Here is a 17677-nt window from a genome sequence, read left to right as displayed (position 1 = left end):
AGACCGCGGACCTGACATCAGCACGACCGATGTGAATGCCGAGCCCCGCCGCGATGCTCGACGCCTCACCGCCTACCGTGCACGAGCTCGTTAGGGCTTGCAGATCATTAAGGTGTTGCTTCCCGTCCCATGGCTCGTTGATGTGGTATGCGCATCCCGGACGAGATCCGTGCCCAACTCGGCGTCAAGTTCACGGTGTTGTTCCCGCATCTGGATGAGCGGCAGCGACGGCTGCTGATGGCCGCAGAGGCCCGTGTCCTGGGACACGGTGGTGTTCGGGCCGTCGCGCGGGCGGCGTCGGTGAGTGAGACCACGGTCCGCAAGGGCGTGTTCGAGTTGGAGGCGGGCGAGGAGCCTCTGGGGCGGGTGCGGCGGCCGGGCGGAGGACGCAAGGCGGTCGCAGATCTCGATCCGGGGCTGCGGCCGGCCCTGCTGGCGCTGGTCGAGCCGGACGAGCGCGGTGACCCGATGTCGCCCCTGCGGTGGACCGTGAAGTCGACCCGCACGCTGGCGCGGGAGCTGGCCCGGACCGGGCACAAGGTCAGTGCGGACACTGTCGCGGACCTGCTGCGGGAGGAAGGCTTCAGCCTGCAGGCCAACGCCAAGACCATCGAGGGAAGCCAACATCCGGACCGGGATGCCCAGTTCCGCTACCTCAACGAGCAGGCCCGCGAGCACCGGGACGCCGGCCAGCCGGTGATCAGCGTGGACACCAAGAAGAAGGAACTCGTCGGCGAGTTCAAGAACAACGGCCGCCAGTGGCGGCCTGCGGCTGATCCGCTGCCGGTGAACGTCCATGATTTCGCCGACCCCCAGCTGGGCAAAGCCGTCCCGTACGGGATCTACGATCTCGCGGCGAACACCGGCTGGGTCAACGTGGGCACCGATCACGACACCGCCGCGTTCGCGGTGGAATCGATCCGCCGATGGTGGTGCGGCCAGGGCCGGGCCGCCTACCCGCAGGCGACACGACTGCTCATCACCGCCGACGCGGGCGGCTCAAACGGCTACCGCACCCGGGCCTGGAAGCTCGAACTCGCCCGGCTCGCGGCCGAAACAGGACTGACGATCACCGTGTGCCACCTACCACCGGGCACATCGAAGTGGAACAAGATCGAGCATCGGCTCTTCTCGCACATCACCATGAACTGGCGCGGCCGACCGCTGACCAGCCACCAAGTCATTGTTCAGTCCATCGCCGCGACCACCACCCGCACCGGCCTGCGCGTCACGGCTGAGCTGGACACCAACACCTACCCCATCGGAGTCCGGATCGGCGACGCGGAGATGGCGTCCCTGCCACTGACCCGACACGCCTTCCACGGCGACTGGAACTATGCCCTGCACCCGCAGCCCTGCCCTGTCATCCCAGCGCCTCGGGCTCCGCAGGAGCTGGCCCAGGAGTGGGACCACGCTCTCCTGTCTGACCCCGCCCTGACCGGCATGTCCCGGCAGCAACTGAGCGATCTCATCGACACTTTGGCCGTCGACGGCGACGTCAAGCGCGGCCGCCCGCCCCGACTCGCCTTCCCTGAACAGGTTCTGGCAGCCGTCCTTCACCTGCGGGTCGCCCTGGCCGCGGAACCCCTCGCGGTGCTGTTCGGCAGCAGTCGGACCGCCATGCACCGCACCCTGCTGAAGATCAGGACACTGCTGAAGGCACACAGCATCGTCATCCCGCCGGCGGCCACCCTGCCCTCCGCCCTCACGGCCCTCCAGGCTCGGGTTCAAGCCCTGAGTGGCGACGCCAGCAGCATGATCAAGACAACGTGTTAATGATCTGCAAGCCCTTAGTCAAGTCATCTGTCGGAAGTTGTGCTGTCGCGTACCGCAACAGCCGCGTCAACGGCATCTCTTCGGCTGGGCAGGGGCTCGGACGCGTGGGTTACTGCGTCGAGTTCTCTATGCCGAGGACGTCATACAGGTGCTGGCCGTGGGCCCACTTCTTCAGCTCGGGGCGGCCCATGAGGATGAGCTGGTGATACTGCGCGAAGTCGACCGCAGGCTGGGTGAAGCCGTTGAGTCCGATCATGACCGGGAGATCGGCTCCGTGGTGAAGGCGGGCCGTTCCGTTGAATTTCTGCACGTGCCCTGAGCCGACCGGATTCTGATACTGCTTGCACTGCAAGATCAGGAGCCGGCCGTCGTCGTCGCGGGCGGTGACGTCCACGCCAAGATCTCCGGCACCCCCGACCCGTCGCGTGCTGCGGAATCCGTCGCGGGCCAGGAGGTCGGCGCACGCCTGCTCGAAGCCCGTCGCGCTCATCCCGGCCAGTTGCTTCATCTTGAAGGTCAGCACGTCCGGATCCACCGCCTCGCTCGAGGGGCGCTGGAGGCGTAGTCCTCATCCTGATCGGCGTAGGCGTGCGTGCTTGCGTCAGTGCCGAACAGGAACGAGAGCCGCTTCGTGAGGAGGATGAGCGAGACCAGCGCGCTGATGACGATGATGCCGGTCCACCAGGGGTGATCGGCGATCAGCCCCCACAGATCCACGGTGATCCACCGGCTGACGTCCTCGGTGAGCCACTCCCAGAGCATCTTGCCGATGGCCAGCGCGAGGACGGCGTACAACAGGAACTTCAGCAGCGGGTCGAGGGACCCGTCTTCGTCGAACACCACACCTCCGGAACGTTGATGATGGGGAAGTTCCTGAGCCCGTCAGGCGGCCCGCTTGAACCGGCCGCGACGGGTGCGTGCGGACAGCCCGAGAAGCTCGTGCAGCGCCGTGCCGGTCTCCGCCCAGCGCCGCAGCTTGTCCCGGTCGACCCAGTGGACGCCGTGCCGGTCGCCCCAGGCCATGGCGTCTCGGGTGAAGGTGCCGTTGGTGACGACGACGGCATGGTCGGCTCGGTGGGCCGGCCCGGCTGTCCCCTTCACCGCGTACATGACCGACGACCCCACTTTTCCGCCGACGCGGGTGTGCTTGGCCTGCACGACGATCCGGCCGCGGTGCATGTGGTCACCGATGACGTCGGCCGCCTGGTCCCCGCCACCGCCCACACGGCGTGCCGGCCAGCCGTCCCGCACCAGCAGGTCCCGCAGGGCGTGCTCGAACTGCCGGTCGTCCATCGCGTCGAACTCGGCCAGCGTGATCCGCAGCAGGGCCAGCCGCTCGGCGTCACGCCGCCGTCGGCCGATGGCTCGTGTGACCCACCAGGCCCCTGCGGTTCCTGCCAGGGCCACGAGAGCCAGCAGGACGGGCCACGCCTCCCTGAGCGCTCCGACTGCCGCCGTGGCTATCCGGACGGCCAGGACCAGGACGGCCAGACCGACGACAGCCGCCGAGACCACCTCGGAGGCGCCGCGGAGGCGTCGAAGGCGTAACGGCTTGCGTCCCATCACCGGGCAGCCGGCGAGGAGAGAGCGGGCTGCGGCTGAGCGGGCGGTGGGGTGCTGGCCGCCTCGCCGAACCCGAACACCTGCCCCCATAACCAGACGCCGGCGGCAAGGCCGGCAATCATCCAGCCGCTCATCCGCTTCGCGCTCCGCGGCTTCGGATTACGGCGGATGTGGCCGCGGACGTAGTGGAAGCCGTCCGGCACCTTCGGCATGGTGTCCCCTCCCGTCGGCGGGCTGCGGTCGCGGCCCGTCCCTCACATTGATGTAGCAGCGGGCACTGACAGAAACTGATGGATCATCACCAGGGCTCGGAGGGCTCGACCGACATCAAGCCAGGCGCGACGAACCGCCTTGGCCGTCCCCTCACGGTGGCATGCACGGGCCGCTGACCTCGGCGGACCGGCTTGCCGACCGGCCCCTGCCCGGCCGCCACCGGCCGCCCGCCGCGGCAGTATGAAGATCACTGCCGTGGGCCGCTCACCTGCGAAAAGGGTCGCTGTCGTATCGAGCGGCACCGCGGCGGTGAATGGCGGAAAGCGACAGGAGCGCGACCGGCATTCCAGCACGCCGGTGCCGCCCCCGGGCGGCTCTTCGACGCCGCTACGGCTACTGATCGACAGCCCTGGCACTCGACCAGTCACAGGCATGTGGCGGTGACGCCAACGAGGCGAGGCTTACCAGTCGGACAGGGGCGGGCGGGTCAACCACCGCTTGATCAGCACACCGGGCATCCGGACCGGCTCGTAGGGCGCGATGGACAGGGCGATGACCACGGCCAGCTCGTCGACCGTCTGCACCGTGTGCCCAGGCGGGGTGGTCCAGATCCGGGGTTCCGCGTCCGGGCCGTCCTGGTTGGGGATCAGCTGCGCGTACAGGTGCTGGTGTCCGCCCGGGTCCTGCTCGTAGCCCCAGGTGCTGTACTTCTCCCAGCCGGGGAACCAGAACGGGTGCGCCCGCCGCGGGTCAGGTCGGGCTCGGCGGGCCGGGGCTTGGGCGGGCGGGTGTACGACGGCCCATAGACGATCTCCCAGAGGCCGTCGGAGTGCTCGAGGACGTCCATCTTCACGTGCTGCTTCAAGGCGCGCAGCTGCTGGCGGAACTCCTGTGGGTCGAGCCCGGCCCGGACGGCGAGCGCGGGGACGTCGGAGTCCTGAAGGTGCAGGCCCATGATGTCGGGGATGTCCTCGGGACGACGATGGTCTCCTGGTGCGTCGGTGCGTTCGGCCAGCAGCTGCAGAACGGCACGGACGATCGCGTCGGTGATGCCGAGACTGTTCACGTACGCGATGGCGTGCCTGTTCATCGTGCTAGTCCTCCCCGAGTCGGGGCCGTGGCGGCCGGAGACGCCGATCACGCTACCGCTGAGCTGCTGGCATGGTGGCGTGATGGATCAGGTGGCCGAATCACGCCCGCCCGGCAGAGGCGTCGGCCACCGCTCTAGTCGATCGAGGCGAGCGCGTCGAATCCGGTGTGCCGCAGGGTGCGCTGCACGTTGCGCCGGGCGCCGCGGACCTGGACCGTGGTCGTCCGCGGCAGGCGGACGGCTGCTCGCAGCAACGCGTACGCGCAGTTCAGGTCCATGTGTGCGAGGCCGGTCAGGTCCAGCACCCAGGCGCGCGCCTGGGACAGGCACGGATCGAGGAGTTTTTGCTCCAGGTCCAGAGCGGTGTCTGCGGTCAGCTCGCCGGTGAAGCGCAGGGTGGCGCAGCCATCTGCCTCCGTGACGCTGAGCGGGGCCGGCGCGGCGGCTTCGGCGTGTGGGTCGGCTGCCACGGTGACCTCCTCGTCCGGTGCTTTCCTTCCAATATGCCCCAGCGGCCGATGGAACCGAAGACGGCGCCGGCGGCTACTGGTGCCCGGGCGGTGGACGGCGTCCGCCTGCCGCTGGGCAGCCGCAAGGATCGGCGCGGACAGGACGCGAGGACTCCTCGCCTCCTCGGGCCGCAGGTGGCTGGCTCCGCCGCTCACGGGACGATGGCGCCGGTAGCCGTCCACCGTGCGCCTTCGCCGCTTGTGCGGCGCGAGCGGGTCATCGGGACCGATGCGCCGTACCGCCGGGGACGGCTGATCCGGCGGTACGGGACGGCTGTGCCCGCCCACCCGGTCCGGTGCCGGTCAGTGGCCGGGGCGCAGGGAGACGACGATGTCCTTGTCCGTGTTGCGGGTGATGAAGAGGCCGGAGCCGTCCGGTGTGGTCAGGTAGGGGACTTCGGTGCCGACGCTGAGGACCTTCGGGTCCCCGGTGACGGTTCGGAGGTTGAGCTGGGCGGGGACGGGTTCGGTGTCGCTGCCGCTGGAGTCGTCGCGGACGGCGCCGTAGGCGGTGCCGTCGTTGCGGAGGGAGGCCAGGACGATGGTCTTGCGGTTGCCGTCTCCCTGAAGGCAGATGCCCCGCTTGGTCTGCAGGTCGAACGCGAGGGGGCCGGCGGCGAGGTAGCGGCCGTCGGGCGAGGTGATGACGGGGAAGTCGCGGCTGGCGCTGGTCTCGTCGGGGATGTCGTAGTCGCAGACGACCTGGGCGGTGAGCGTGCCGGTGGCCAGGTCGTGCACGGACCAGACGGCGTTGTCGTCACGGCCGTACCTGCCGCCGGTGTTCCAGCCGGCCAGAACGTACCCGTGGGCGGCGGCGTAGACGGTACCGTTCCACGAGTCGAGGATGCCGGTGGTCGCGTTGACCTGCTTGGGCCGGATGGAGTCGCTGAACCACTTCCCCGGGATGCCGAAGCCTCCGCCGCCCATGCCGACCAGCGGCCCGTCGCCGGTGGCGGCCATGACGCGGCTGCTGTTGCAGGCGGCCGCCTTCTCGCACTGCGGCAGCAGCTTGTTGGCGTCCTCATACACGGTCGTCTTGCCCGTGGCGACGTCCACCGCGGCCGACGAGCGGGGGAACGCGCCGCTTTCTCTCCAGGCCACCAGCAGGCGGCCACCCGATGCCTGCACGCGGATCTGTCCGGGGGACGCGGAGACGGGGACGTCGATCTCCTTGACCGGCTTGACCGCCGAGCCGGAAGCGTCGGCCGGGTAGAAGGCCAGGCGTACCACCTCGACACCCTCGTGGAGATCGTCCTTGCCGCACATGCCGTGCGCGTACGCGACCACGTAAGCCCGGCCGTCCTGCTCGAAGCCCGTCACGTCGGGGATCTCGGCGGTCTCACCGCTGCTGTCTCCCTGCGCGCCGTCGACCGGGGTGGGCGGGTTCCACGGCGCCGAGCGCCAGGCGACCTTGCCGCTGCTGCCCGACCGCGCGGTAACCGTGTAGCCGTTGGAGGCCACCTGCATCACCGCGACCGTCTGCGTGCCCGGAACGTTCGTCACCGGCAGCGTCGTAACCGACCCTGGCACCCACGACAGCTTCTCGTCCCAGCCCTTCGCCGCGTCGTAGGCCGCCGGCACGCTCAGCTTGGCCAGCGGCTCCGCGCGATCCAGTGGACCGGGACCGCCAGGCTTGGCCGAACCGGCATCCGACCCGGAGCCCGAACAGCCCGTCACCACCATCAGCACCAGTACCCCGGCCACCGCCGCACGCGCTCGCATGATCCCCCGCCCTCGTGATTGCCATGATCCGATCAGCTCCGCACCCTAGCAACGCACCCCGGACCCCTCCGTTCGCCGGCTCCGCGATCAAGCCACCTCGTGCGACATCGCCCGACGACCACCCGTAGGTACGCGACAGGACGAAAGGCGGCAGGTACGCGTCTGGCCCCGGCTCGCCGAGAGCCGGATTCTCAGCCCGGTGAGGGGGAGCATCAGCTCATGATCTACGCAAGCCACCGCGCCAAGGGCGCCCCGGTGCTGGGCGCCCTCCCCGGACAGGAAGGCTCCTTCGGCCGCCGACCCGCCCCGGATCGGCGCGGCAGTGGCCGCCCTCGCGGCAGTGGTCGGGTTCGGGATCTGGCTGGGAGCCTGGCTGAACGAGCACTCGGGGATCTATGCCGTCGTGCCACAGGTGGCGTTCATGCTGCTGGCCGTCTGGGCTCTGGCCGGTGACCAGCGCCGCCGGTGGGAGGAGCGGCGGGCCAGGGGAGTGCGGGTGCCGCTGGAGGAGATCGACGCTCCGCATCACCGCGAGTTCGAGTTCGCGGTGCGGGATCTGATCCGCCGTGACGGCTTCGAAGCCGAGCGGGTCGGCGGAGCGCACGATGACGTCTGCGACGTACGCGGTGTCGACGCAGATGGCCGGATCTGGGTCGTTCAGTGCAAGCACAAGCGGGACGGCTGGGAGGGCAAGGCCATCGGGGTGGAGGTCTTGCAGCGGCTCAACGGCACTGCGAAAACGGTCCACGGGGCCCGGTTCGCGGTCATCGTCACCAACGGCCGGTTCACCCTGTCGGCGGTGGAGCGGAGCAAGACGTACGGCGTCCACCTGATCGACCGGGGCCGGCTGGAGCTATGGGCTGCCGAGGGCCGGCCGCTGTGGACGGTGCTGGAAGGGGTCAAGCCCGCCCGGCGGCTGCCAGGCCAACGCCGGCGGCGGCCCGGGCAGACCCGGGCCGCCGCTGCCGTGTCGGCATTGAGCCGTCAGCGTCGGCCGAGGGCTCGGTAGATCCAGCCGGCGCCGCGCCAGTCGTCGGCGTTGAGGGTGCCGCGGGCGTCGATCACCTTCGCCTTCGCGACGCGGGAGGCGAGGCGGGCGGGGTCGATGTGCCGGTAGTGGGGCCACTCGGTCAGGTGCAGCAGCAGGTCGGCGTCCTGCGCGGCGGCCATCGGGTCGTCGGCGTAGTCGAGGGCGGGGTGGAGCTTGCGGGCGTTGTCGAGGGCTTTGGGGTCGGTGACGGTGACGCAGGCGCCGAGGTCGTGCAGGGCCTGGGCGACGGCGAGGGCGGGTGAGTCGCGGATGTCGTCGGTCTCGGGCTTGAAGGCGGCGCCCCAGACGGTGATCCGCTTGCCTCGCACGTCGCCGCCGAGCTCCTGGCGGGCCATGGCGGCGACGCGCTCGCGGCGGCGGGCGTTGACGGCGTCGGCTTCGCGGAGGATCCCGGCGGCTGGGGCGGCGTCGAGTTCGTCGGCGCGGGCGATGAAGCCGCGCAGGTCCTTGGGCAGGCAGCCGCCGCCGAACCCGAGCCCGGGGCGCATGCCGCGGCGGCCGATGCGGTGGTCGTGGCCGAGGATGTCGGCGAGCTCTTCGACGTTGGCGGCGGAGGCTTCGCAGACCTCGGCCATGGCGTTGACGAAGGAGATCTTGGTGGCGAGGTAGGAGTTCGCGGCGCCCTTGGCGAGCTCGGCGGTGGCCCAGTCGGTGACGATCGTCGGCGTGCCGGCATCGATGATCTTCGTAAACGCCTCCCGCAACATGGTCTCGGCCCGGGCGCGGCCGGGGCCGAAGCCCAGGACGAGCCGGTCGGGGCGCAGGGTGTCCTCGATGGCGAAGGACTCGCGCAGGAACTCCGGGTTCCACGCGACCTCGACCAGGTCGCCTGCCGGGGCGTGCTCGTGGAGCAGTTCGGCGACGCGGGGTGCGGTGCCGACGGGGACGGTGGACTTGACCGCGACGACCGACGGGCGGGTCAGGAGCGGGGCCAGCTGGCGGACGGCGTCGAAGAGGTGGGTGAGGTCGTAGGCGCCGTCGGGCTGCTGCGGGGTGCCCACGCCGATGAAGTGGAGGTCGGCGAAGCCGACGGCCTCGGCGTAGGAGGCGGTGAACCGCAGCTGGCCGGAGGCGGTGTGCTTGGCGAGGAGGTCGTCGAGGTCCCGCTCGTAGAAGGGGGCCCGGCCGGTGGACAGGGTGTGGACCTTGTCGATGTCGCAGTCCATGCCGAGGACCTGGTGGCCGAGTTCGGCCATGCAGGCCGCGTGGGTGGCGCCGAGGTATCCGCATCCGATGACGGTCATCTTCATGGGCGTGCTCGTCCCTTCGGGTGGGGCCGCCCGGCCCCACCCTGCCCGTTTCGTCGGGGGGTCAGGAGGGCCGGGCGGTCGGATGGCGGTGGATCCCGGCCCGGATGGACGGCGGGATCGTGAGGATGTCGAGGTGTTCGGGGGCGAAGAACTGGAGCTTGACGCCTTCGGCGAGCGGCAGCTGCGTCTCGTCGCCGTCCCAGGAGGCGGAGAAGAACGTGATCAGCTGCCCGGAGCCGTGCTCGTCGCGGATCTCGAACAGCTCGGTGAGATCCCCGGGGTGGAGGCCGGCTTCCTCGTCGAGCTCACGGACGATCGCGGCGTCCGGGGCCTCGTCGGCGTCGCAGCCGCCGCCCAGCAGGCTCCAGTGGTTCGGCCAAGCGATGACGCCGGGGAGGTCGTCGCGCAGGTGCATCAGCAGCTCGCCGCGACGGTTGGTGATGAGGGCGACGGCTCCGCGGGCGGTGGCCGGCCCCTGGGCGTCGGTGGTGTCGGAGTGCATGCCGACACGGTAGTGACCGCCAGGGTCGTCATGCCGCTGCCCTGACCGGCTGGTCCGAGAACCAGGCCGCGGCCATCAGGGCCTGCATGCGGGTGCGGTCGAACCGGCCGCCGGGCGCGAGGCCCGTCTCCAGCAGCGGCCGCCAGGCGGGCGGGGCGTCGGCGAGCGCGGTCTTGATCGCCGCGTCGGCCCAGGCCGCGAGCTGTCCGTTGAGCCAGGCTGGGACGGGGCTGGCGAAGCCGAGCTTGTCCCGGCTCGCCCAGACCTCGCGGGGCAGTCCGAGAGCCTTGGCGCCGTCGCGCAGGATCAGCTTGCCCTGCGCGGGGTCGGTGATCTTGTGGGAGGCGGGGAGGCGGTAGGACAGCTCGACCAGGTCGCGGGCCAGGTACGGGGAGCGGCGTTCGAGGGCGTAGGCGGAGGCGAGCTTGTCGCTGGTCATCACCAGCGGCAGCCAGGCCGTGGCCAGGTCGGCGAGCGTCAGCCCGCGGGCGAGGTCGCCGCCGACCCGGTCGAACGCGTCGGCGACCAGGTCGCGGATCCGGCCCTCGGGGTCGGGCCCGCGCAGCACCAGACGGGCCACCGCCTCCGCCGGGGCGAGCGGCTGCTCGGCCGGGTGCAGGAGCTTTCCGGCCAGAGGCCGGTACGCCTCCAAGCCGGCGGCGAGCACCTTCTCGGGCCCGAAGAGGACGAGGGTCTGGCGGACGTAGCCCATGGGGAACTCGTCTGGCCCGAGCCCGCCGATCACCACGCGCAGGCTCAGGTCGGCGATCCTCCGGTAGGCCATGTTCTCCGAGAAGGTGGAGGCGTTGCCCATCGGGTAGTCCAGGGCCCGCACCATGTGCGGCAGGGGCCCGGGTGAAGTCGGCCGGGTCCGGCTCGACCACCACCAGCTCGGCGCCGATGTCCCGGGCGATCACCGCGGCGGTGTCCGACTCGTCCAGGCGGTCCTGGCCCGGGTAGCGGACGGTGACGCAGACCGGCGGGTAGGCGAGGACGGCGGAGTCCAAGCCGCCCGACAGCAACAGCGCGAAGTCGCAGGCCGGCACGCGCAGCGGGATCTGCTCGGCCAGGACGGTGGAGAACTTCGCCAGGGCCTCGCGGTATGTGCCGGTGTACGGGGCGCGGTCCTCCAGGTGCCACCACGTCATCTGGTCGATGGAGCCGGTGGGCACGTCGAACGTCAGCAGCGTGGCCGGGGCGAGCAGCTGTATGCCCTGGAAGGGGGTGTCGACGCCGACCGGGGTCTCGATCGCGGTGACTTCGGGCCGTAAGACCAGCGGCGCCGGGCCGTACCCGGTGAGGGTGGTGACCTCGGAGGCGAACGCGAGCCGGCCGCCGTCCAGCCGCCAGTACAGCGGCTTCTCCCCCAGCCGGTCGCGCGCCAGGAACAGCTTCGCGGTGCGCGGGTCGTACACGGCCAGGGCGAACATGCCGTCGAGCCCGTCCAGGCACGAGGGGCCGATCTTGGCCCAGGCGCGCAGCAGGAAGTGGGCGTCCGACTCGCGTTCGCCGATCTCGATGCCCCAGGCGGCGGCCTGCCGGCGCCAGTTGTAGATCTCGCCGTTGAAGGCCAGCACCAGCCCGGTGCCCGGGTCGGTGTAGGGGCCGGGGTCGGCGTGCGGGTCGACGATCAGGAGGGTGTTCATGGCCAGCACCGCCCGGCCGTCCCTCGTGGCGGCGTGCATCGTGCCGTCGGGGCCGCGGTAGCGCTGGGAGGTGCTCATGGCGGCGATGGTCCTCTCGTGCCGGGCGGCGTCTCCTACGGCCAGTCCTGCGATTCCGCACATCCTGGTTCACCCCCGAGCGTGAAGTCGTCGTGGTGCCTGGGACGGCCGCCGCCGGAGAGCTCTGGGCAGTCCGGCGGCGGCCGGTGCCCTCATCTCACCGACCGGCCGCCGGGCTCGGGAGGGCTCACAGGGGGGCTCACAACTCGCAGAAGCGGTTCGCTGCAGCCCGGTGAGGCAATACCCTCGGTTGCCCAACGTGTGCGAGGCGTACGGCTTGAGGCTCGCCGGGAGCGGGCCTGCCCGGCTCCGGGATCAGGCCGGGCATACGCCGTCCATCGTGTGCGAGCACCTTCAGCACCTGGGTTAAGGGGGACACGGTGGCCTCGACCGCCCGCCGGACCCGTCCGCCCAACGCGGACCTGGCCCGGCTCATCGAAGCCTGCGGCGCAAGCAAGAAGTCCCTGGCCCTGCGGGTCAACCAGCTCGCCCACCAGGCCGGGATGGAGACCGACTACTCGCACACCTCCATCGCGAACTGGTGCCAGCGCGGCATGATCCCGAAGTGGCCCGTGCCCACCCTCCTCGCGCAGGCGATCGGCGAACGGCTCGGCCGCCCCGTGGATCTCAGCGAGATCGGTATGGGCGAGGCCGAGACACCGGATGCTGATGTGGGGTTGGATTTCCCCCGGGATCGCGCGGATGCGGTCCGGGTAGCCACCTCGTTCTGGAGCAGCGTGAACCGCCGCGACTTCCTCACCGGATCCGGCTTCGCCGTGTCCGCCTTCACCACCCCGGTCACCCGCTGGTTGGTCACCCCCGCCGACGAAGCCGCCAACCACACCGGCGGCCAGCAGGTCGGCCGCGCCGACCTCGACGAGTTGCGGGACGCCGCCGACGAGGCCCGCCGCTGGGACTCCAAGTACGGCGGCGGGAATTGGAAGGCCAACTCCGTCACCGCCTGCCTGACCGAACGCGCCGCCCCACTGCTGCGCGGCTCGTTCTCCGACGCCGTCGGCCGCGAGCTGTTCTCCGTCACCGCCGAACTCTCCCGCCTCGCCGGGTGGACGGCGTTCGACGTCGGCCAGCACGACGCCGCCCAGCGGCACTTCATCCAGGCCCTGCGCCTGGCCCGGGCCGGCGGCGACGTCCAGCTCGGCTGCTATGTCCTGACCACCATGGCCATGCAGTCACTGCTGCGCGGCTTCGCTTCCGAGGCCGTCGACATGGCTCAGGGCGCCTTCGAGCGCGCCCGGGGACATGCGGCGCCGCGGGTGCTGGCGTTCACCAAGCTCATCGAAGCCCGCGCCCACGCCCGGGACAACGACCCGAAGGCGGCCTCCCGCGCGCTGGCCGTCTCCGAGGACCTCCTCGGCCAGGCCGACGCCCGGGCGGGCGAGGAGCCAGGGTGGATCGACTTCTACCACCACGCCCGGCTGTCGGCCGATGCCGCCGAGGTCTTCCGCGACCTGAAGAATCCCAAGGCCGCCCTCGCCTGGAACCAGCAGGCAGCCGCCATGCCGACCGGGGTGTTCACCCGCTCGGTCGGCATGCGGCTCGCGATCGTCGGCACCGCCCACCTCCAGGCCCGGGACCTCGAGCACGGACTCGACCTCGGCAACCGGTCCGTTGACATCCTCACCCGCGTCCAGTCCGCCCGCGCCAAGGACTACGTCCGTGAGTTCACCGGCGCCCTCGCCCCCTGGCGCCGCGAGTCGGCCGTCCGCGACTTCCTCCACCGTGCCCGCACCGAACTGAGCATCGCGGCCTGAACGGCCGGGCGGACCACGGCCCCGCCGCTGGGCACGCCTACTTGCTGCCGGCCCGGGGGAACCGGGAGACCTCCACCGCCCACTGCGCCACCGCTTCCAGATCTCCCCGCGGCTGGGGCCGGCCGGCAGCAGCCGCTAAGCGAGGGTAAGCCGGGTGCATGTCGTGATCGACCCCGGTGACCAGCGCGGACAGCAACGGCGCGGTCCCCGGACGGCTCCGGTCGACCTGGATGAGCACACCCGTTTGCTGGCTCCGTTCGAGGGCGGGCAGACCTGGTGGGAGCTGGGCGCGGATCTCTGGCCAGGTGAGCGTTGTTCCGGTCGCTGCGGCCTTCTGCAGGATGGTCTTGACCGCGGCGGCCAGCGGGTCGAGCTTCACCCGCGCCCAGCTCTCCGGCTTCCCGGCCGCCGGGGGCTTCGTGCGGGTACGGGGCGGTACGGCCTCGGTGCGTGCCGGTCGCCGCCGTCGTGCCCTGCGACCCCGCCGAGTGGCCCGGTCTCGCTCGGGGTCTTTGAGGTGGGGGCCTGCGACGTTCGCCGCCCGCGTCAGCTCCTGAACCAGCTTCGCCAGCTCATCGTCGGCCAGCAGGTCGCTCTCGCGATCGAGCCGCTCCAGCAGGGCACGGGCTGTTGCCGCCGCCTCCTTCGCCCGGTTCGGCTTCCTGCTCCGGGAAGGCTCCGCCCTCTTCGGGGCCGGCGGCACCGGCCTGTAGTGCAGCTGCCTGCGCACGGCCGCCTGGGCCGGGGACTGGCCAGCGTAGTCGTGCTCGCGCAGATAGGCGCGGGCCGCGGCCAGGATGCGGTGCTCCTCGGCGCTGGCTCCACGCCGGGTCAGTGACGCGGCTTGCTGAATCCCGGAGCGGACATCCCACGCCCGCCGTTCACGGACCGCGGCCTCCAGGTTCCTGAAAATGCGGCGCTGGTACTCCTCGTGGGTGGCCAGCCACCCCTTCGCTTCCTCCAGAGCCCGCTCGGCCTCGGCCCGGGCCGTAGAGCCCAGGCTGTCCAGGAAGGAGGTGCTGCCGTTGCAGAGCCTGCGCACGTGGTCCACCGTCCCCGTCCGCTGCGCTGCCTCCAGGCCGCGCACGAACGTGACCACGCTCTCTGGCAGGACGCCCCGGGCGGTGGACGGCGCCGGTGCGGTCAGCCGGCTCCGATCGGCGGAGCGCTCTTGCAGGATGCGGGAGGCGGCAGGCGTGAGCAGGCCCTCGCCCGTCCACGCGCACTCGCTGAGCGGGACCCACTCGGTGGGGTGGGCCAGGCTCTGCGTTCCGATCCAGACCCGGCGGGTGGCGCCGTCGCTGTCGCACCGCACCCGGTAGACGTACGGGCAACCCGCCAGCCGGGCAGGGTCCAGCACCACGCCGGGTCCGAGGACCACGGTCCGCTCGGGGTCGTCCCCGTCGGGCCTGACGGAGCCATCCATGTGGATGCGCAACGCGGTGCCGTCCTCCAGGTCCACGTCGACCATCGAGCCGATCGGCGGCGGGAAGGCGAAGCGTGCGGCCCGGCCGTGGTCCAGCAGCAGGCGGGACATCGCCGACTTCACGTACAGGTGGTCCGCGCTGGATTCGCCCACGGCCGGCCGGCGACAGGTGTTCGGCATGCCGTTCGGCTGAGGAAAATGCTGGAAGTGGCATTGACGGTCGATGTAGAGCTTGGTCGCAAGCTGGGCGCCGCAGCCGCCCAGCAGCACCCCGCACCAGAGCGTGTCGCCTTGGTGGGTGTGGCGGAAGGCATCGAGTTCTATCGCCTCGGGTGGCAGGACGACGGGCACATCGGAGTGCTCATCACCGATGACCGCCGTCTGCACCAGCCTGGAATCACGCACCCGTGCCGCCCCCTTCACCCCTCTGAACCACGATAGGGGCAGCGTGCCGGCGCTACGGCTGGTCTGCTTGTACAGGGGCTGACGGGTGCGCGTTCGTGTCCGGATGTCGGCGGGTGTTCCCCTGACCGCAGCGCTGCTCGACGAACAGCACCGCCGCGGTACGGCTTCGAAGCCCACAAGGAGCCGGTCGGCAAACGCATCACCGCCCGCCTCGCTCTGGCACCCGACCCGGTCACCCGCCCCGCCGTACGTTAGGAGCAGGTGAAGCCGTCCCGGAGGCGCCGCTCGGCAAGCGGCGTGACATCTGCCTGCCCGCGACCGGAACTGCGAAGGGCTTCGTTCTCAATGGACAGCTCGGTGACGGCGCGCCGCAGGAACGCCGTCGTGCGGCGCTCGGCGGCCAGTTCCTCCTTGGCCCGCTGCAGCTCCTCCCGCGTCTTGTCCAGCTCGCGCGCCAGATCGGCCATCGCCTCGGGCACCGCGTCCCGGACCCGGACCTGGGCCTGGTAGGACTCCACGAGGTCGGCGTGCTGGTAGACGACATCACGGCGCAGGCCGGCTTCGACGGCCAGTTCGCCAGCGGTCAGCCTGCCCGTCCGGGAACGCAGCGGGGTGCCGGTCAGCAGCCGCTCGGCGGCCGCGGTGATCGCGGCCCGGTCTGCGGCCGCATCGCGGCGCTTGCCGCCCATCAGATCCCTCCCGACGCCGTACCGCCCAGAGCGGGGCGGCCGGCCTGGTGCTGGTCGATGATGCCGCGCGTGCGGGCGGCCTGCGCCGCTGCCCGCTCCTTGCGCGGGCGCGGGACCAGCGGGTCGGCGGCCGCGGCCTCCTGACGGACAAGACGGCCGTTCAAGGCGTCGATGTCGCGGTCGGTGTAGGCGAGGTTGGGGCAGGTGGGCCGACACTCCGACTCGTCGGGGCCGTCAGCGCTCAGCCCGGCCTCAAGACGGATCCGGCGGCACACGGCGGTCTCCGCGCGGTAGACGCACGTCATGGCCCGGCTGTGGTGGATGGCAGGGTCCGCGCTCGTCAGGAGGCGTTCGACGCTGCGGACACTGTTGACCACCCGGCCGGCGTACGGCGCCACCCGGGCGAGGCGGCGCCGGTATTCGTCGGCGGCCGGACCGCTGACGTGCTCGCCAGCGTCGAGGGCCACCAGGTCGTCCTTGATCTGGTCGATGGCCATCTCCAGCCGCTCGACGGCCAGGTCGTCGAGCCAGCCGGATTCGGCCTGGCCCGCGTAGCCGGCCGTCACCCGGGTACGGACGTGGCCGTACTGAAGGCCGCAGGCGATCAGCCCGCCGGGTTTGCGGACGACGAAGTACGCCAGCGTCCGGCGAAACCGCGAGGCGTGCATGTTCCGTCCGCTGGGATCCGGCGGGATCACCGGCCCGCCGCCGGGCCGGTGGAAGGTGGCGTTGACCCAGTCGACGAACGCCGCGAGGTTCCGCTTGAGGTCCTGGGTGGTCGCGGCCCGCTGCTCCCGCATACGCCGGGTGACCTGCCAGCGCGCGCAGGGGAACAGCAGCGGGTAGTCGGCGAGCTGCTCCAGCACCCCGATCGTGGTGGCCACCGGTGCCACCACGGTCCAGGTCCGGGTGACGGCTTCCAGATCATCCGGGCTGCGGCCGGCGCCCTTGCTGGGCCGGCCGTGCACGCACAGGACCTCGTCGTCGCCCTGCACGCAACCGCGGCGCAGACCGAGAGCTACTGGCGGGAGGGGGTTATTCCGACCATGCACTATTCCCCGCCAGCCTGCCCGGCAGAGGCCGACGCGGTCGGGCGCCGGCGCAGGCCGCAGCCGGTCTTCGCCGAGCGCGGTTGCGACCATGATGTCTATCGCGACCAGGTCAGGGCACGCCGCGCTTCAGGTATTCACACCTCGCCGGTGCCATCGGTCCACGACAATTAGCCTGCTGGCGGCGGACTGGTGAACCGGAAGGCTACGCGTATGGGGATACCCACAACTTTGGCCCAGCTTGTGCTGGTAACCCTGACCGTGCTGCCGGGCGTGACCTACCAGTTCGTCGGGGAGCGGCTGCGGGGGCGGCAGCCGGGAGAGCGTGAGCTCGGTGAACGGGTGCTGCGGGCGCTGGCTGCGAGCGTCGTCCTGGATCTGGTCTATCTCACTGTGGCGGGGCCTTGGTTCGCGAGGACACTCGGCAACAGCAGCACGGTAGAGGAGGCCGTACGTCGGCACGGACATCTACTCGGGGCCGCCGCACTGATCTGCGTATTCGCTGTTCCCGCCGGAGCTGCATACGTATGCGCGCGATGGCAGGGACAGCGGAATCCGACGCTCTTTGCTCGCGGGGCGCCGACAGCCTGGGATGCGGCTTTCAGTGTCCGGGGCAAGTGCTTCGTCCGCGCCCGACTCAAGGACAGCCGGATCTGGGTCGGCGGCTTCTACGGGACGAAGTCGTACTGCACCAGCTATCCGGAATCGCAGGAGCTCTACCTCCAGTCCTCTTGGTCTATGACACCAGACGGCCAATTCCTCGCCCGCGTACCCCACACTGGAGGCATCGTCATCCGCGCCTCGGACATCGACATCCTTGAGTTCGTCCACCCGAAGTGATCACGAATAAGGAGCAGTCTTTGATGAACACCCCGGACCCGCGGCCTGAGTCCAGCGCACCCGAGTTCAGCGAGTCCGAGAGTCTTCTCTTCGCAT

18 protein-coding genes and 1 pseudogene are annotated in these 17677 nt (G+C 70.9%); 4 read left to right on the top strand and 15 right to left on the bottom strand.

The window, feature by feature from the left end; translation table 11 throughout:
• Window positions 1–147 precede the first annotated feature (147 nt).
• Window positions 148–1776, top strand: coding sequence for an ISAzo13 family transposase (locus ABZZ79_RS37315; protein ID WP_356696710.1), 1629 nt, complete (start codon window positions 148–150; stop codon window positions 1774–1776).
• A 109-nt stretch (window positions 1777–1885) separates the two neighbouring features.
• Here the strand turns inward: ABZZ79_RS37315 and ABZZ79_RS37310 are convergent, their stop codons facing one another.
• From ABZZ79_RS37310 to ABZZ79_RS37275, 8 genes are all read right to left on the bottom strand, one after another.
• On the bottom strand, window positions 1886–2299 hold the full coding sequence (locus ABZZ79_RS37310) for a restriction endonuclease (RefSeq protein ID WP_356696708.1): 414 nt from the start codon (window positions 2297–2299) through the stop codon (window positions 1886–1888).
• Window positions 2293–2616: a hypothetical protein gene (locus ABZZ79_RS37305; protein WP_356696706.1), complete on the bottom strand. Its 324-nt coding sequence runs from the start codon at window positions 2614–2616 to the stop codon at window positions 2293–2295. The genes ABZZ79_RS37310 and ABZZ79_RS37305 overlap by 7 nt, the downstream gene beginning before the upstream one ends.
• Window positions 2617–2658: 42 nt before the next feature.
• Window positions 2659–3339, bottom strand: a complete 681-nt coding sequence (locus ABZZ79_RS37300) for a restriction endonuclease (protein ID WP_356696704.1) — start codon at window positions 3337–3339, stop codon at window positions 2659–2661.
• A complete protein-coding gene (locus ABZZ79_RS37295) occupies window positions 3339–3551 on the bottom strand; it encodes a hypothetical protein (RefSeq protein WP_356696702.1) in 213 nt (70 codons plus the stop codon). The genes ABZZ79_RS37300 and ABZZ79_RS37295 overlap by 1 nt, the downstream gene beginning before the upstream one ends.
• A gap of 462 nt (window positions 3552–4013) precedes the next feature.
• Window positions 4014–4136: a hypothetical protein gene (locus ABZZ79_RS37290; protein ID WP_356696700.1), complete on the bottom strand. Its 123-nt coding sequence runs from the start codon at window positions 4134–4136 to the stop codon at window positions 4014–4016.
• A gap of 62 nt (window positions 4137–4198) precedes the next feature.
• Entirely contained in the window at window positions 4199–4642 is a 444-nt protein-coding gene (locus tag ABZZ79_RS37285; RefSeq protein WP_356696698.1) for a hypothetical protein, read from the bottom strand.
• Between the two features lie 134 nt (window positions 4643–4776).
• Complete coding sequence (locus tag ABZZ79_RS37280) at window positions 4777–5112, bottom strand: STAS domain-containing protein (protein WP_356696696.1); 336 nt, start codon at window positions 5110–5112, stop codon at window positions 4777–4779.
• A 342-nt stretch (window positions 5113–5454) separates the two neighbouring features.
• Window positions 5455–6873 (bottom strand): hypothetical protein, encoded by a 1419-nt coding sequence (locus ABZZ79_RS37275; RefSeq protein WP_356696694.1) that lies wholly within the window; start codon window positions 6871–6873, stop codon window positions 5455–5457.
• 322 nt (window positions 6874–7195) lie between these two features.
• Here ABZZ79_RS37275 and ABZZ79_RS37270 point away from each other — a divergent pair, with 322 nt between their 5' ends.
• Window positions 7196–7882, top strand: coding sequence for a restriction endonuclease (locus ABZZ79_RS37270; RefSeq protein WP_356696692.1), 687 nt, complete (start codon window positions 7196–7198; stop codon window positions 7880–7882).
• Here the strand turns inward: ABZZ79_RS37270 and ABZZ79_RS37265 are convergent.
• The 4 genes and pseudogenes from ABZZ79_RS37265 to ABZZ79_RS37250 all read right to left on the bottom strand — a co-directional run.
• Window positions 7858–9174, bottom strand: coding sequence for a UDP-glucose/GDP-mannose dehydrogenase family protein (locus tag ABZZ79_RS37265; protein WP_356696690.1), 1317 nt, complete (start codon window positions 9172–9174; stop codon window positions 7858–7860). The genes ABZZ79_RS37270 and ABZZ79_RS37265 overlap by 25 nt on opposite strands.
• A gap of 61 nt (window positions 9175–9235) precedes the next feature.
• Complete coding sequence (locus ABZZ79_RS37260) at window positions 9236–9676, bottom strand: NUDIX domain-containing protein (protein ID WP_356696688.1); 441 nt, start codon at window positions 9674–9676, stop codon at window positions 9236–9238.
• Between the two features lie 28 nt (window positions 9677–9704).
• Window positions 9705–10514, bottom strand: coding sequence for an asparagine synthase C-terminal domain-containing protein (locus ABZZ79_RS37255; protein WP_356696686.1), 810 nt, complete (start codon window positions 10512–10514; stop codon window positions 9705–9707).
• Window positions 10515–11034: 520 nt separating this feature from the next.
• A pseudogene (locus ABZZ79_RS37250) lies at window positions 11035–11322 on the bottom strand (asparagine synthetase B); the annotation flags it as partial.
• Window positions 11323–11780: 458 nt separating this feature from the next.
• On the opposite strand from ABZZ79_RS37250, the gene ABZZ79_RS37245 reads away from it, so the two are divergent.
• Complete coding sequence (locus ABZZ79_RS37245; RefSeq protein ID WP_356696684.1) at window positions 11781–13172, top strand: sporulation protein; 1392 nt, start codon at window positions 11781–11783, stop codon at window positions 13170–13172.
• 37 nt (window positions 13173–13209) lie between these two features.
• Here the strand turns inward: ABZZ79_RS37245 and ABZZ79_RS37240 are convergent, their stop codons facing one another.
• The 3 genes from ABZZ79_RS37240 to ABZZ79_RS37230 form a co-directional block, all read right to left on the bottom strand.
• Window positions 13210–15003, bottom strand: coding sequence for a hypothetical protein (locus tag ABZZ79_RS37240; RefSeq protein WP_356696682.1), 1794 nt, complete (start codon window positions 15001–15003; stop codon window positions 13210–13212).
• A 251-nt stretch (window positions 15004–15254) separates the two neighbouring features.
• Window positions 15255–15692, bottom strand: a complete 438-nt coding sequence (locus ABZZ79_RS37235; RefSeq protein WP_356696680.1) for a hypothetical protein — start codon at window positions 15690–15692, stop codon at window positions 15255–15257.
• The gene (locus tag ABZZ79_RS37230; protein WP_356696678.1) at window positions 15692–16687 is read right to left on the bottom strand and encodes a hypothetical protein; all 996 of its coding nucleotides are present in this window, start codon (window positions 16685–16687) and stop codon (window positions 15692–15694) included. The genes ABZZ79_RS37235 and ABZZ79_RS37230 overlap by 1 nt, the downstream gene beginning before the upstream one ends.
• Before the next feature lie 267 nt (window positions 16688–16954).
• On the opposite strand from ABZZ79_RS37230, the gene ABZZ79_RS37225 reads away from it, so the two are divergent.
• The gene (locus tag ABZZ79_RS37225; protein WP_356696676.1) at window positions 16955–17581 is read left to right on the top strand and encodes a DUF6338 family protein; all 627 of its coding nucleotides are present in this window, start codon (window positions 16955–16957) and stop codon (window positions 17579–17581) included.
• Window positions 17582–17677 lie beyond the last annotated feature (96 nt).

It is taken from the genome of Streptomyces sp. NPDC006458, from assembly GCF_040612135.1.
Lineage (GTDB): Bacteria > Actinomycetota > Actinomycetes > Streptomycetales > Streptomycetaceae > Streptomyces.
This window is presented reverse-complemented; position numbering and strand designations above follow the sequence as displayed.